This window comes from Spirillospora sp. NPDC052269 (assembly GCF_040679435.1).
GTDB lineage: Bacteria > Actinomycetota > Actinomycetes > Streptosporangiales > Streptosporangiaceae > Spirillospora.
Genome location: NZ_JBFAUU010000006.1, coordinates 69565 through 83482, shown reverse-complemented (window position 1 = coordinate 83482; position 13918 = coordinate 69565). Strand labels below are relative to the sequence as shown.

Here is a 13918-nt window from a genome sequence, read left to right as displayed (position 1 = left end):
ATTCCCTTGTGCGCCGGGCGGGCCCGGTCGGGGTCCGCCCGGCGGTGAAACACGTCAGAGCTCGCCGGCGGCCATGTCCTCGGCGACCGCGACCAGCGTGCGCACGGCCGCGCCGGTGCCCGCCTTCGGCGTGTAGCCGTAGGCCTCGCCCTTGTTGTAGGACGGGCCGGCGATGTCGAGGTGCGCCCAGCGGACGCCGTCCGGCACGAACTCCTTCAGGAAGACGCCCGCGACGAGCATGCCGCCCCAGCGCTCGCCGCTGATGTTGGCGATGTCGGCGACCGCGGAGTCGAGGCCCTTGCGGAGCTCCTCCGGCAGCGGCATGCCCCAGGAGGGCTCGCCGGTGCGGACGGCCGCCGCCACAACCTTCTCACGGACGTCGTCGTCGTTGGCCATGACTCCCGTCGTGCGGGTGCCGAGCGCGACCAGCTGGGCGCCGGTCAGGGTGGCGACGTCGATCAGCAGGTCGGGCTCGTCCTCGCCGGAGCGGACGATCGGGTCGGCCATCACCAGGCGGCCCTCGGCGTCGGTGTTGAGCACCTCGACGGTCTTGCCGCCGTAGACGGTCAGCACGTCGGACGGGCGCTGCGCGGTGCCGGACGGCATGTTCTCGGCGAGCGCGAGGTAGCCGACGACGTTCACGGCCGGCTTGAGCTCGGCGATCGCGGCGAGCGCGCCCAGCACGGCGGCGGCGCCGCCCATGTCGGACTTCATCCAGTCCATGCCCTCGGCGGGCTTCAGCGAGAGGCCGCCGGAGTCGAAGGTGATGCCCTTGCCGACCAGCGCGAGGGTCTTGGACGCCTCCGGGTGGGTGTAGGCGAGGCGGACCAGGCGCGGCGGGTTCGCCGAACCCTGGCCGACGCCCACGATGCCGCCGTAGCCGCCGTCCACCAGGGCCTTCTCGTCCAGCACCTCGATCGCCAGGCCGCCCTCGGCGGCGACCTTGGTGGCGACGCCGGCGAAGTCCTCGGGGGACAGGTCGGACGGCGGGGTGTTGACCAGGTCGCGGACCAGGGTGATCGCCGAGGCCATGGTCTCGGCGCGGCGCACCGGCGCGTCGTCGCCGGAGCCCACGATCACGATCTCCCCGACCGGGCCGGGCTTCTCGGAGGTGCGGTAGTTCTCGAAGCCGTAGTTGCCGAGCAGCGCGCCCAGCGCCACGGCCTCGACCTCGTCCGCGGACGTCGCGGGCAGCGCCACCGCGACCTTGCCCTTGCCGGCGAGCGCGCGGAGCGCGGCGCCGGCGGCGCGGCGGAGGCCCTCGGCGTCGACGGAGCCGGCCTCGCCGAGCCCGACGGCGACGATCAGGGCGGCGGGCAGGGCGCCCATGGTCGGCAGCTTGACGACCTCACCGGCCTTGCCGGTGGCGCCCAGCGCCGCCAGGGAGTCGGCGAGCCGCCCGGAGAGGGCGGTGTCGAGGTCGTCGGCGCCGGCAGGACGGACGCCGTCCCCGGCCGTATGGACACCGACGACGATCGCGTCGGCGTCGAGGGCTGTCAGGACTGCGCTGTCAAGACTGATGGTCGTCACGTCCACCGATGTTAATCCTCCAGGTGACCGGTTTCGCCCTTTTGGATCAAGCATTGCCCTCATTGGACGGCCTGCGTCACCAGGGCGGCCGTCGTCGCGACCTCGACAAGGGCTCCCAGCACGTCCCCGGTGACCCCGCCGAGCCGCCGGACGGCGTGTCGCAGCGCCGCGAACGCGGCCGCCAGCGCGACGAGCACGGCGGCCCCGGCCCGCGCCGCGCCGCCCGGCCCGTCCGCCGCGAACCCCAGCCCGGTGGCGGCCGCCACGACCACGACCGAGACCGCGACGGCGGCCTTGACCGACACCGTCCCGGCGACCAGCGAGCCCAGCCCGCCGGGACGCGCCGACGGCACCCCCGCGCGACACGCCCACGGCAGCGCGAGCCGTCCGGCGACCCCCGCGACCAGCGCGGACGCCCACGGGACCGGCGCCGATGACAACGCCGCGACCTGGATGAACAGCGTCAGGACCAGCGTGGCCACACCGAACGGCCCGATGTCCGACTTCTTCATGATCGCCAGCGCGTCCTCGGCGGGCCTGCGGCTGCCGAGCCCGTCCGCGAGGTCGGCCAGGCCGTCCAGATGCAAGGCGCGGGTCAGCGCCGCGCTCACCGCCACCGCCAGGGCCGCGCCCAGGAGCGCGCTGAACCCGAGCCCGTCCGCGGCGACAAGCGCGACCGCCGAGCCACCGCCGACGATCACCCCCACCGCGGGCGCGAGGACCATCGCCCGCCGCCCGGCCTCCCGGTCCACCCGCTCCGCGCGCAACGGCACGACGCTGAGCAGCGTCACCGACAGCCGCGCCCCCGCCTCCCAGCTCACGGAAGCTCCAGGACACGGCCCGCGACGACCAGCGCGACGTCCTCGGACTCGGCCGCCAGCCGCTGGTTCACCGTGCCCAGAACGTCGCGGAACGCCCGTCCCACCAGCGTCGTCGGCACCAGCGACATCCCCACCTCGTCGCTGACCGCGACCACCCGCGCGGGCGTCCCGCGCCACGCCTCGACCAGCTCCTCGATCCGTCCCTGGACCCGGGACGGCTCGTCCCAGGCGTCCGTCTCCGCCATGGCCGCCGCGACCCAGGACCCGATGCCGTCCACCAGCACCGCCCCCGACGCGGACGTCAGAGCGTCCGCGAGATCGGACGTCTCCAATGTCTCCCACCAGGGCGGACGCCGCCGCCGATGCGCCTCGATCCGAGCCGTCCACTCCGCATCGGACGCATCACCGACCCCAGTGGCCACATACGTCACATCCGGATCCGCCATCAGCCGCAGCTCGGCCTCAGCCGACTTCCCCGACCGGGACCCGCCGAGCACCAGCGACCGATGAGGCCCGGTCACCGGCCGAGTCCAAAAACCCAACCGCCGCTCCAGCTCACCGGGCGAGCCGACCCGATGGTCGATATGGACGGCCCGGACGTCCGTAGCGTCCGACACCGCCCCGTCCCGCCGAAGCCGTCCAAGATGATCCGGACACCCCACGAGATCAAGCAGCACCACGTCATACACAACGCCTGAAACAGCCGACGGCCGCTGCCCAGGCCCACCCGAAACCAGCACCCGCCCAAGGGGAGCCCGCACATCCCAGCCCCCTGGCACCTCAACACGAGGACAGTCCTCCAAGGGCACACCGTCAATGACCGCGCGCGTGGGCTCCAGCGAAATCCCGGCAGCCCGCGCCCGCGCGCAAGAGGCACAGCGACAACCGGCCACAGGCCAGCCCTCCGGCCCCGCCGTTCCAGGCAGTTCGATCTTCATACTGCCCACGACCTTATTCGCGCGACCGGTTACGCTCACCGCTACCGGGCAGGTCGAAGCGGCGAGAGGGCAGTGGCGATGGCGTGGAACTGGCAGCTGGAGAAGACCGGCGGAAACCGGACCGGCGCGGAGGAGACCTTCAGCACCCAGGCCGCCGCCGAGACCTGGCTCGGCGAGCACTGGCGCGAACTCCGAGCCGACGGCGTCGACAAGGTCGTCCTCCTGGACGACGAAGACACCGTCTACACGATGAGCCTGGAAGACCCCGCCTGACCCCCGAAGGACCCGCTGAGTAACGGCGCGGGCCCACACATGGAGGTTGTGCCGGACGGTGCACACCTGCAGAAGGCGTGGGGGTGACCATGCTTTTGCGCGCCGCCGGAGCGCCAGCGGAGGCGGCGCGCAAAAGAGCTCCGCAGGGATGCCCCCGCAGCGAAGCGAGGAGGGCGTCCCTGCGGGTCCCGGGGGGTGTGGGGGGTCGTCCCCCCACAGGGCTACGGCCGAGCTGCGGGGCTGACGGTCTTCGCGGGGTCTCGCTCCACGATGGGGTCGAGGGCGTCGTCGATGCGCTTGAGGACGTCGGCGTCCAGCTTGACGCCGGCGGCCTTCACGTTGTCCCGGACCTGCTCGGGGCGGGACGCGCCGACGATCGCGGCGGAGACGTTGGGGTTCTGGAGGGTCCAGGCGATGGCGAGCTGGGCCATGGTGAGGCCCAGTTCGTCGGCGATGGGCCTCAGGTCCTGGATGCGGCGCAGGACGTCGTCCTCCATGAACTCGGAGATCATGCGCGCGCCGCCCTTGTCGTCGGTGGCGCGGGATCCGGCGGGGGCGGCCTGGCCGGGGAGGTACTTGCCGGTGAGGGCGCCCTGGGCGATCGGGGACCAGACGATCTGGCCGACGCCCTCGCGCTCGCAGAGCGGGACGACCTCGGGCTCGATGACCCGCCACAGCATGTTGTACTGCGGCTGGCTGGACACGATCCGGTCGAGGCCCATCTCGTCCGCGATCTTGAGGGCGCGCTCGATCTCCTCGGCGCGCCACTCCGACACGCCGACATAGAGCACCTTGCCCTGCCGGACGAGGTCGTCGAAGGCCCGGAGGGTCTCCTCGAGCGGGGTCTCGTAGTCGAACCGGTGGGCCTGGTAGAGGTCCACGTAGTCGGTCTGGAGCCGCTTCAGGGAGGCGTGGATCGACTCGAAGACGTGCTTGCGCGACAGGCCGCGGTCGTTCTGGCCGGGCCCGGTCGGCCAGTAGACCTTGGTGAAGATCTCCAGGCCCTCGCGGCGCTGCCCCTTGAGCGCCCGGCCGAGCACCTCCTCGGCCCGCGTCCCGGCGTACACGTCGGCGGTGTCGAAGGTGGTGACGCCCTCGTCGAGGGCCGCCGCGACGCAGGCGCGCGCGGCGTCCTCCTCGACCTGGGAGCCGTGGGTGAGCCAGTTACCGTAGGCGATTTCGCTGATCTTGAGGCCGCTGCGGCCGAGGCGTCGGAACTCCATGATCTGGAACCCTATGACGCGCCCGGCCTCCGGACGGCGGTCGTCCGGTTCGCGAGACCCCGGTCGGTCCCGGGCCGCGCGGCCCAGGAGGCCAAGGTCAGTCCTTGCTCTTCCAGTCGCTTTCGCCGATCTTGACCTGCGGGGCGGGGACGCGCAGCCGCCGGATCTGCATGGCGCGCATCGCCGCGTACAGGCCGAGGCCCTTGCGGTCCTCGTCCGGGAACTGCTCGGTGGCGAGCTTGTTCACGCCCCGCGCGAGGAGGAGGCCCTCGACGAACACCACGAGCAGCAGCACCGGCGGCGCGAACAGCATCGTCAGCCGGACGGCCGGGATCGGCAGGAAGTTCAGCACGACCAGCGCCAGCAGCAGGTACATCAGGTACGAGCCGACCGTGCGGCGCGAGTCGACGTAGTTGCGGGCCATCCGGCGGACGGGGCCCTTGTCGCGCTTGAGGAGGTACCGCTCCTCGCCCTTGGCCATGCCCTCGCGGGCCTTGCCGCGGTCGGCCGCCTGCTTGTCGCGGAGCCGCTTGTACGCCTCCTTGCGGTTGGCGGGGGCGGTGATCGGCTGGCGCCGCCGCTTCTCGGCCTCCTTGCGCTTGGGCGTGGGACGGCCCTTGCCTCCCGGCTTGGCCACTACTTCGGGAGGAGCCTCGGGGGCATCCTGCGTACGACGTCGGAACACGGAACTCAGCCTACCGGCTGCGAACATCGTGGCTGCCTCGCGCGTTAACGCGTAGGGTGATAAGAACCCCAGCAGTGGTCATTGAGCCCAGTATTGACTGGGCCAGCCAGCACGAAGGGACCGGCGCCGCGCGATGAGCGTGATGAAGCGAATGTCGATGATCTTCAAGTCCAAGGCGAACAAAGCCCTGGACAAGATGGAGGATCCTCGGGAGACCCTGGACTACTCCTACCAGCGTCAGCTGGAGATGCTGCAGAAGGTCCGGCGGGGCGTGGCGGACGTCGCGACCTCGCGCAAGCGCCTGGAACTCCAGATCAACCAGCTGGAGCAGCAGCAGACCAAGCTGACCGACCAGGGGCGCAAGGCCCTCCAGGTCGGCCGTGAGGACCTGGCCCGCGAGGCGCTGACGCGCCGCGGCGGCCTGGACTCCCAGCTGAACGACCTGCGGGCGCAGTACCAGCAGCTGCAGGGCGAGGAGGAGAAGCTCACCCTGGCCTCGCAGCGGCTGCAGGCCAAGGTCGACTCCTTCCGCACCCGCAAGGAGACGATCAAGGCCACCTACACGGCGGCCGAGGCGCAGACCAAGATCAACGAGGCCTTCTCCGGCATCTCCGAGGAGATGGGCGACGTGGGTCTGGCGATACAGCGCGCCGAGGAGAAGACCGAGAACATGAAGGCCCGCGCCGGGGCGATCGACGAGCTCCTGGCGTCCGGCGCGCTCGAGGACTTCTCCGGTCCGCGGGACGACATCCAGGCCGAACTCGACCGCATGGGCTCCGGTCCGGGCGTCGACGCCGAGCTGGAGGCGCTGAAGGCCGAACTCGGCCAGGCCCCCGCGCACAAGGAGCTGAACCCCGGTCAGGGCGCCCCCGCGCAGCAGCAGAGCCCCCAGGCCGCCCCCCAGGCCCAGCCGCAGGGTCAGCCCCAGGGCCAGTGGCCGCAGCAGCCGGGAGGCCACCAGTGATCGTCCGCATCATGGGCGAGGGCCAGCTCGACGTCTCCGCCGAGGACCTGGTCGTCCTGAACAACCTCGACGACGCGCTGGAGTCGGCGATCGAGTCGGGGGACGAGGACGAGTTCCGCAAGGCCCTGCACGGGCTGCTGGAGAACGTCCGCAAGGTCGGCAAGACGCTGCCCGCCGACAGCCTCGAGCCGTCGGAGCTGATCCTGCCGCCGGCCGACGCCAGCATCAACGAGGTGAGCGCCATGCTCGGCGACGAGGGGCTCATCCCCGACTAGTGCGGCGTGCCGGCCCCGGCACGTTTGTGCCGGTCCCCGGCACAAACGTCGGGGTCCGGACGTTGTACGAGTGAGAACCACCGGGGGACGGAGAAGAGGAGAGATGGCCCGCACGCGTTACGCCTCCGACCGGGGGCTGACGTCGCGCATGCTCGTGACGATGTTCCTGCTGGGGCTGGTCTACGTCGCGTTCGTGACGGCGTTCTTCGTGATTTCTCCGAGACTGGGCGTCATCGGACTGGTGATCGCGCTGGTCTTCCTGTTCGTCCAGTACTTCTTCTCCGACAAGATCACCAAGTTCGCGATGCACGCCCGCGAGGTCTCCCCGGAGGAGGCCCCCGAGCTGCACGGCGTGATCGACCGCATCTGTGCGATGTCGGACGCCCCCAAGCCGCGGGTCGCGATCGCCGACACCGACGTGCCGAACGCCTTCGCCACCGGCCGCAACCAGAAGAACGCGGTCGTCTGCGTCACCACCGGGCTGCTGCGCCGGCTCGACCCGGTGGAGCTCGAGGGCGTGCTCGCGCACGAGATGGCCCACGTCGCGCACCGGGACGTGGCGGTCATGACGATCGCCTCGTTCCTCGGCATCTGCGCCGGCCTGCTCACCCGGATCGGGCTGGAGTTCGGCCTGTGGGGCGGGTTCAACCGCCGCAACAACGACAACAACGCCGCGCTGATGCTGATGGCGGTCGTCGCGGTCAGCGCCGTCGCCTACGCGATCAGCTTCCTGCTCACCCGCGCCCTGTCCCGGTACCGGGAGCTGTCGGCCGACCGCGCCGCCGCGCTGCTGACCGGCCGCCCGTCCGCGCTGGCCAGCGCGCTCACCAAGGTCACCGGTGAGATCGCCCGGATCCCGACCAACGACCTGCGCGCGGCCCAGCCGTTCAACGCCTTCTTCTTCACCCCGGCGTTCGGCAAGGGCTTCAGCGTCTCGCAGCTGTTCTCCACGCACCCCACGCTGGAGAAGCGGCTCGAGCAGCTCAACAAGATCTCCGGCGAGCTCAGCAGGGGAGTGTGATGGGGTTCCTGGACACCCTGCTCGGCCGGTCCAAGCCGGTCAAGCCCGATCTCGACGCGCTGTTCGGCCTCACCACCGCCGCCGTCACCCTGGAGGCGGCGGCCGGGTTCACCCCCACCGGGCTCGGATCGGTCTGCTTTCGGGCCGCCGAGGGCGGCGCGTTCGCGCAGCTCCAGAAGGACGCCGTCGAGCTGCTGAACTCCGGTGACACCCCGGAGGTCGAGGCCAGCCAGGACTCCTACGGCTACACCTGGCTGCTCTGCAGGCACTCCCCGGACGACCTGCCCGGCCTGGTCACCGACCTGCACGCGATCAACTCCACGCTGGAGGCGGGCGGCTTCGGCCCGCACCTGCTGTGCTCGCTGGTCGGCTTCAAGGGCCCGGACGGACAGCGCCTGGCGCTCGTCTACCTGTACAAGCGCGGCACGTTCTACCCGTTCGCGCCGCTGCCCGGCGACCGCCGCGACAACGCCCTGGAGATCCAGGCGCGCGGAGCGGTCGGCGCCGACCTGAAGTTCGAGGACGACCTCGGCCGCTGGTTCGCGGTCTGGGGAGCCCCCGGCCTCTGACGCCGCCGACCGGCCTCCGGCCGCCTCACCGACCCGACGCGTTCCACCCCGATCCGCCCCACACGATCCGTTCCACCTGATTCGGCACGACCGATCCGGCCCTTCTTCGGAGGACGCCATGTGGACGCACGAGCGGTACTGCGACGCGATCGAGCGGGAGGTCGCCGCCTTCACCGCGGCGCTGCGGGACGCCGATCCGGGGGCGTCCGTGGCGTCCTGCCCCGGCTGGACGGTCGGTGATCTCGCCCGGCACCTCGGCGTCACGCAGCGCTGGGCGGAGGGTCTGGTCCGAACGCTCACGACGCGCCCGATCGGCCTCCGGCGGTACGCCGCTGAGGCGCCCGGGCCCGCCGCCGATCTGGTCCCCTGGTTCGCCGAGGGCGGTGCGGCGCTGGTCGCGACCCTGCGCGCCGCCGACCCCGACGCGGAGATGTGGTCCTGGAGCGAGGATCAGCACGCCCGGTTCTGGTCGCGCCGCATGTACTACGAGGCCGCCGTCCACCGCGCCGACCTGCACATTGCGATGGGCCGAGACTTCGCGGTGCCCACTGAGGACGCCGTCGACGGCACGGACGAGTTTCTGGCGAACCTGCCGTACGCGGCGTCGTTCGCGCCGAAGGTCGACAACCTGCGCGGGGACGGCGCGACGCTCGCCTTCACCGCCGCCGACACCGGAGACCGCTGGACGGTCGGGCTCGACAAGGACGGCTTCGCCTGGCGGCGCTCCAGCGCCGCCGACGACGTGCACGCCGACGTGGCCGTCCGGGCGGGCGCGTCCGAGCTGTTCCTCTTCCTCTGGGGACGCCGCAGGACCGGCGATCCCGGCATCTCGGCGGCGGGTGACCGCGACCTCCTGGCCTTCTGGGTGGAGAACTCCGCGATCTGACCCGCCCCGCCCCGCCCCGCCCCGCTCCGCCCCGTCCCGGAGACGCGGACGGCCACCGGCTCGGTGCCGGTGGCCGTCGAGATCGCGTGCGGGTCAGGGGAGGGCGAGCATCTGGTCGAGGGCGACCCGGGCGTAGTGGGCGGTGTCCGGGTCCACCTCGATCCGGTTCACGACCTCGCCGCGCGCCAGGGACTCCAGCGACCAGACCAGGTGCGGCAGGTCGATGCGGTTCATGGTCGAGCAGAAGCAGACCGCCTTGTCGAGGAACATCACGTTCTTGTCCGGGTGGGCGTTCGCCAGCCGCCGGACGAGGTTCAGCTCCGTCCCGACCGCCCAGGACGACCCGGCCGGGGCGTTCTCGATCGCCCGGATGATGTACTCGGTCGAGCCGATCTCGTCGGCGTTGGTGACCACCTCGTGCTTGCACTCCGGGTGGACGAGGACGTTCACGCCGGGCACGCGCCGCCGGACGTCCTCCACCGAGTCGAGGCTGAACCGGCCGTGCACCGAGCAGTGCCCGCGCCAGAGGATCATCCGGGCGTCGCGGAGCTGTTGGCCGCTCAGACCGCCCTCCCGGCGGTGCGGGCTGTAGACCACGCAGTCGTCCAGCGAGAAGCCCATCTCCAGCACGGCCGTGTTGCGCCCGAGGTGCTGGTCGGGCAGGAACAGGACCTTCGAGCCCTTGCTGTAGGCCCAGTCCAGCGCGCGCTTGGCGTTGGACGAGGTGCAGACCACGCCGCCGTGCCGTCCGACGAACGCCTTGATGTCGGCGGAGGAGTTCATGTAGGTCACCGGGACGACGTCATCGGCGATCCCGGCGTCCTCCAGCACCTCCCAGCACTCCTCGACCTGGTCGAAGGTGGCCATGTCGGCCATCGAGCAGCCCGCCGCCAGGTCCGGCAGGACGACCTGCTGGTGCGCGGCGGTGAGGATGTCGGCGGACTCGGCCATGAAGTGCACGCCGCAGAACACGACGTACGGGGCGTCCGGCCGTGCCGCGGCCTGCTGGGCGAGCTTGAACGAGTCGCCGGTGACGTCGGCGAACTCGATCACCTCGTCCCGCTGGTAGTGGTGGCCCAGCACGAACACCTCGTCGCCGAGCGCGGCCTTGGCGGCGCGGGCGCGCTCCACGAGCTCCGGATCGGACGCGGGCGGCAGCTCGCCGGGACAGTCCACACCGCGCTCGCTGGCGGGGTCGGAACCCGTGCCGAGCAGCAGCAACGGAAGATCGCGTACGGGTGTGGTCACGGGATGCTCCCTCCTGCGACGGACTTATCGTCGCTCTGACGACTAATAGTCGCACAACCGGGGCCCAGAGCAGCCCGGGTGTGAGCGAGGTCTCCTCGTGAATGACTGGCGGTAGCTGGAATGGGCATGAGCCGAGGTACGTTGTTCTTCAGAACGGGAGTCTGCGGAAGCGCTTGAGGCGGTTCCGGTGGCCTCCTCCAAGGACTGGTGAAGTGAACCGTCGCCTCGGCGGCGCTGTGAGACCCGGGAGCACACCACATGACGGTTTCGGGCGAGACCACGCAGGAGACCACGCAGCAGGGCGTCGTGCTGACCGACGCCGCGGCCGAGAAGGCGAAGGGGCTGCTGGAGCAGGAGGGGCGCGACGACCTCGCCCTGCGCGTCGCGGTCCAGCCGGGCGGCTGCTCGGGCCTGATCTACCAGCTGTTCTTCGACGAGCGCGAGATGGACGGCGACATGATCCAGGAGTTCGAGGGCCTGAACGTCCGGGTGGACCGGATGAGCGCCCCGTACCTGACCGGCGCCACGATCGACTTCGTCGACAGCATCGAGAAGCAGGGCTTCACGATCGACAACCCCAACGCCTCGGGCTCCTGCGCCTGCGGCGACTCGTTCAACTAGAACGGGCTTCGAGAGGCCGGTGCGGTGACCGCCGCACCGGCCTTTTCGCGTGCCCGGACGCCCTCCGCGCGACACGCGAGCGCCCTTGCCGGTGCCCTCCGGCGGCCTCCACACGCCCGGTCCGCGTGGCCCCGTCCGGACGAGTCGCTTCGGTTGCACGGGCCGCCGCCACGGGAAGTAGCCTCTACGGGTTGTCCAACAGCCGGTGACAAGCCGGACGCCACACCACGAGGAGAGCGACGCCGTGCGCATCGCCGTAACAGGCTCCATCGCGACCGATCATCTGATGACCTTCCCGGGTCGTTTCACCGACCAGCTGATGCCCGACCAGCTCGACCGGGTGTCGCTCTCGTTCCTGGTGGACGAGCTGGAGATCCGCCGCGGCGGCGTCGCGGCCAACATCTGCTTCGGCATGGGCAGCCTCGGCCTGACGTCGTACCTCGTCGGCTCGGTGGGCGACGACTTCGCCGACTACCGCTCGTGGCTGGAGCGGCACGGCGTCGACTGCGGCTCGGTGCACGTCTCCGAGCTGCACCACACCGCGCGCTTCCTGTGCACCACCGACGAGGACCAGAACCAGATCGCCAGCTTCTACACCGGCGCGATGAGCGAGGCCCGCGAGATCGAGCTGCGGCCGGTCTCCGAGCGCGTCGGCGGGCTGGACCTCGTCCTGGTCAGCCCGAACGACCCGGAGGCCATGCTCCGGCACAGCGACGAGTGCCGCACCCGCGACATGGCGTTCGCCGCCGACCCGTCCCAGCAGCTCGCCCGGATGGACGGCATCGACGTCCGCCGCCTCATCGACGGCGCCGCGTACCTGTTCACCAACGAGTACGAGAAGGCCCTCTGCGAGGAGAAGACCGGCTGGTCCGACTCCGAGATCCTGGACCGGGTCGGCGTCCGCATCACCACCCTCGGCGCCAAGGGCGCCGTGATCGACCGCAAGGGCGAGGAGGGCCTGCACATCCCGGGCGTCGTCGTCGACAAGGTCGTCGACCCGACCGGCGGCGGTGACGCGTTCCGCGCCGGCTTCCTGACCGCGACCGCCTGGGGCCTGCCGCTCGAGCGCGCCGCCCAGGTCGGCAACCTCGTCGCCGCGCACGCCCTCGAGGTCCCCGGCGGTCAGGAGTACACGATCGTCAAGGAGCGTTTCCTGGCGCGCTTCGCCGGCGCCTACGGCGAGGACGCCTCCGCCGAGGTCGCCACCCACCTCGCCTGAGAGCACCCGTGCCGAAACGATGTGCCGCGGTCCCCGGGAGGGGCCGCGGCACATCGCCGTCTAGTAGGACCGCCGGACGTGGAAGCCCCAGCCGCCCTGGGGGAGGGTCTCCTCCCAGACGAACTCCTGGGACTTCATGCGGCACCACGCCGGGATGTCGGTGTGCGCGGCCGGGTCGTCCGCCAGGACGGCGATGATCTGGCCGACCGGGATCTCGCGGATGCGCTCGGCCAGCATGATGATCGGGATGGGGCACTTGCGGCCCAGGGCGTCGATCACCAGGACCGGGGGAGTGGCGCCGGGCGGCGCGACGGGCGGCGGCGGGGCGGTGTCCTGCGGGGGCGCCTCGTCCTTGCGCGAACGACCTCGGAACCTCATCGGCGCGTCCGCCTTCCCGTCCTCGCGGTGAACATGGGGGTCATGCGCCGGTCACCCCGGCGGCCGCGCGCAGGCGGGCCACGGCGTCCGGCAGCGCGGCGAGGAACCGCTCCACGGCGGACGCCTCCGCGCCCCGCGGCAGCGATACCCGGACATTTCCGTGGGTAATCACGCCCATCGCCTCCAGAACATGACTCGGACGCAGCGTATCGGCCGTGCAGGAGCTTCCGGACGAGACGGCGAAACCGAGCCTGTCCAGTTCGGTCAGGAGCGCCTCGCCCTCCACGTAGAGGCACGAGAACGTGACCAGGTGCGGCAGCCGCCGCGCCGGGTCCCCGACGACCTGGACGTCGGGGACCGTCTCGGCCACCCGCTTCCTGATCATGTCGACGAGGCCGGACAGCCGGGGCGCCTCCGCGGTCATGTCGGCGGTGAACGCCTCGAGCGCGGCGGCGGCGCCGATGATCGCCGGGACGTTCTCGAAGCCGGGGACGCGGCGTCCCTCGCGCTCGTCGTCCGGCATCGGGGAGCGCCAGCGGGTGCCCTTCCGGACGACCAGGACGCCCACGCCGGGCGGTCCGCCCCACTTGTGCGCGGACGCGGTCAGGAGCGACCAGCCGTCCGGGACGGGGGTCCGGCCGATCGACTGGGCCGCGTCCACCAGCAGCGGGACGCCCGCGGCCCGGCACGCCGCGGCGGCCTCGGCGACCGGCTGGACGGTCCCGACCTCGTGGTTGGCGGACTGGAGGCAGGCGAGGGCCGTGTCCGGGCGCAGGGCGGCGGCGAACTCGGCCGGGTCGACCCTGCCGGTCTCGTCCACGCCGACGATCGCGGTCTCGCCGCCGTCCCGTTCGTGGGCCTCGGCGGTGTGCAGGACGCTGGAGTGCTCCACGGCGCTCACCACCAGGTGCCGTCCGACACGCCGACGTGATCTCAGGGAGCCCAGGATTCCCAGGTGCACCGCCTGGGTACCGGACGCCGTGAACGCCACCTCGTCGGCACGGACGCCGAGGACGGCCGCGACGCGCGAGCGGGCGCGGTCGAGTTCCAGCCGGGCCGAGCGCGCCGCGCCGTACAGCCTGGCGGGGTCGGCCCAGGCCGTTTCCAGGGCGCCGACCAGGGCGGATCTTCCTGCGGGGTGCAGCGGTTCGGCCGACGCCGCGTCGAAGTAGCCGGGGCTCACGCGGGGCACCGGCCCGACGGCGGGCCACTACGGAGGGGACGCGCCGCAGGGGCGGCGCCGGACGCCGGCATCCTTCGTCCGGGG

Annotated in this window: 16 protein-coding genes; 8 read left to right on the top strand and 8 right to left on the bottom strand. The window is 71.8% G+C overall.

Features of this window, described 5'->3' with window-relative positions:
• Window positions 1-54: 54 nt before the first annotated feature.
• The 3 genes from AB0L06_RS14225 to AB0L06_RS14215 form a co-directional block, all read right to left on the bottom strand.
• Entirely contained in the window at window positions 55-1521 is a 1467-nt protein-coding gene (locus AB0L06_RS14225) for a leucyl aminopeptidase (protein WP_500231763.1), read from the bottom strand.
• A gap of 68 nt (window positions 1522-1589) precedes the next feature.
• On the bottom strand, window positions 1590-2351 hold the full coding sequence (locus AB0L06_RS14220) for an adenosylcobinamide-GDP ribazoletransferase (protein ID WP_500231402.1): 762 nt from the start codon (window positions 2349-2351) through the stop codon (window positions 1590-1592).
• The gene (locus tag AB0L06_RS14215; protein WP_500231401.1) at window positions 2348-2872 is read right to left on the bottom strand and encodes a bifunctional adenosylcobinamide kinase/adenosylcobinamide-phosphate guanylyltransferase; all 525 of its coding nucleotides are present in this window, start codon (window positions 2870-2872) and stop codon (window positions 2348-2350) included. The genes AB0L06_RS14220 and AB0L06_RS14215 overlap by 4 nt, the downstream gene beginning before the upstream one ends.
• A 495-nt stretch (window positions 2873-3367) precedes the next feature.
• Here AB0L06_RS14215 and AB0L06_RS14210 point away from each other — a divergent pair, with 495 nt between their 5' ends.
• The gene (locus AB0L06_RS14210) at window positions 3368-3562 is read left to right on the top strand and encodes a hypothetical protein (RefSeq protein ID WP_500231400.1); all 195 of its coding nucleotides are present in this window, start codon (window positions 3368-3370) and stop codon (window positions 3560-3562) included.
• A 221-nt stretch (window positions 3563-3783) separates the two neighbouring features.
• On the opposite strand, the gene AB0L06_RS14205 is transcribed toward AB0L06_RS14210, so the two are convergent.
• Window positions 3784-4785 (bottom strand): aldo/keto reductase family protein, encoded by a 1002-nt coding sequence (locus tag AB0L06_RS14205; RefSeq protein WP_500231399.1) that lies wholly within the window; start codon window positions 4783-4785, stop codon window positions 3784-3786.
• Between the two features lie 97 nt (window positions 4786-4882).
• On the bottom strand, window positions 4883-5470 hold the full coding sequence (locus AB0L06_RS14200; RefSeq protein ID WP_500231398.1) for a DUF3043 domain-containing protein: 588 nt from the start codon (window positions 5468-5470) through the stop codon (window positions 4883-4885).
• 133 nt (window positions 5471-5603) lie between these two features.
• On the opposite strand from AB0L06_RS14200, the gene AB0L06_RS14195 reads away from it, so the two are divergent.
• The 5 genes from AB0L06_RS14195 to AB0L06_RS14175 all read left to right on the top strand — a co-directional run bounded on the left by AB0L06_RS14195 (window position 5604) and on the right by AB0L06_RS14175 (window position 9185).
• A complete protein-coding gene (locus AB0L06_RS14195; protein ID WP_500231397.1) occupies window positions 5604-6434 on the top strand; it encodes a PspA/IM30 family protein in 831 nt (276 codons plus the stop codon).
• Window positions 6431-6709, top strand: coding sequence for a PspA-associated protein PspAA (pspAA, locus tag AB0L06_RS14190; protein WP_500231396.1), 279 nt, complete (start codon window positions 6431-6433; stop codon window positions 6707-6709). The genes AB0L06_RS14195 and pspAA overlap by 4 nt, the downstream gene beginning before the upstream one ends.
• A 103-nt stretch (window positions 6710-6812) precedes the next feature.
• Window positions 6813-7730 (top strand): zinc metalloprotease HtpX, encoded by a 918-nt coding sequence (gene htpX, locus AB0L06_RS14185; RefSeq protein WP_500231395.1) that lies wholly within the window; start codon window positions 6813-6815, stop codon window positions 7728-7730.
• Entirely contained in the window at window positions 7730-8299 is a 570-nt protein-coding gene (gene pspAB / locus AB0L06_RS14180) for a PspA-associated protein PspAB (RefSeq protein WP_500231394.1), read from the top strand. Before htpX ends, pspAB begins: the two co-directional genes overlap by 1 nt.
• Window positions 8300-8417: 118 nt before the next feature.
• Entirely contained in the window at window positions 8418-9185 is a 768-nt protein-coding gene (locus AB0L06_RS14175; protein WP_500231393.1) for a maleylpyruvate isomerase family mycothiol-dependent enzyme, read from the top strand.
• Between the two features lie 93 nt (window positions 9186-9278).
• On the opposite strand, the gene nadA is transcribed toward AB0L06_RS14175, so the two are convergent.
• Entirely contained in the window at window positions 9279-10433 is a 1155-nt protein-coding gene (gene nadA / locus AB0L06_RS14170; RefSeq protein WP_500231392.1) for a quinolinate synthase NadA, read from the bottom strand.
• Between the two features lie 258 nt (window positions 10434-10691).
• Here nadA and AB0L06_RS14165 point away from each other — a divergent pair, with 258 nt between their 5' ends.
• Entirely contained in the window at window positions 10692-11054 is a 363-nt protein-coding gene (locus AB0L06_RS14165) for a HesB/IscA family protein (RefSeq protein WP_500231391.1), read from the top strand.
• Window positions 11055-11298: 244 nt separating this feature from the next.
• A complete protein-coding gene (locus tag AB0L06_RS14160; protein WP_500231390.1) occupies window positions 11299-12273 on the top strand; it encodes a carbohydrate kinase family protein in 975 nt (324 codons plus the stop codon).
• A gap of 60 nt (window positions 12274-12333) precedes the next feature.
• Here the strand turns inward: AB0L06_RS14160 and AB0L06_RS14155 are convergent, their stop codons facing one another.
• The gene (locus AB0L06_RS14155) at window positions 12334-12651 is read right to left on the bottom strand and encodes a sulfurtransferase TusA family protein (protein ID WP_500231389.1); all 318 of its coding nucleotides are present in this window, start codon (window positions 12649-12651) and stop codon (window positions 12334-12336) included.
• A gap of 40 nt (window positions 12652-12691) precedes the next feature.
• Window positions 12692-13834: a cysteine desulfurase family protein gene (locus tag AB0L06_RS14150; protein ID WP_500231388.1), complete on the bottom strand. Its 1143-nt coding sequence runs from the start codon at window positions 13832-13834 to the stop codon at window positions 12692-12694.
• Window positions 13835-13918 lie beyond the last annotated feature (84 nt).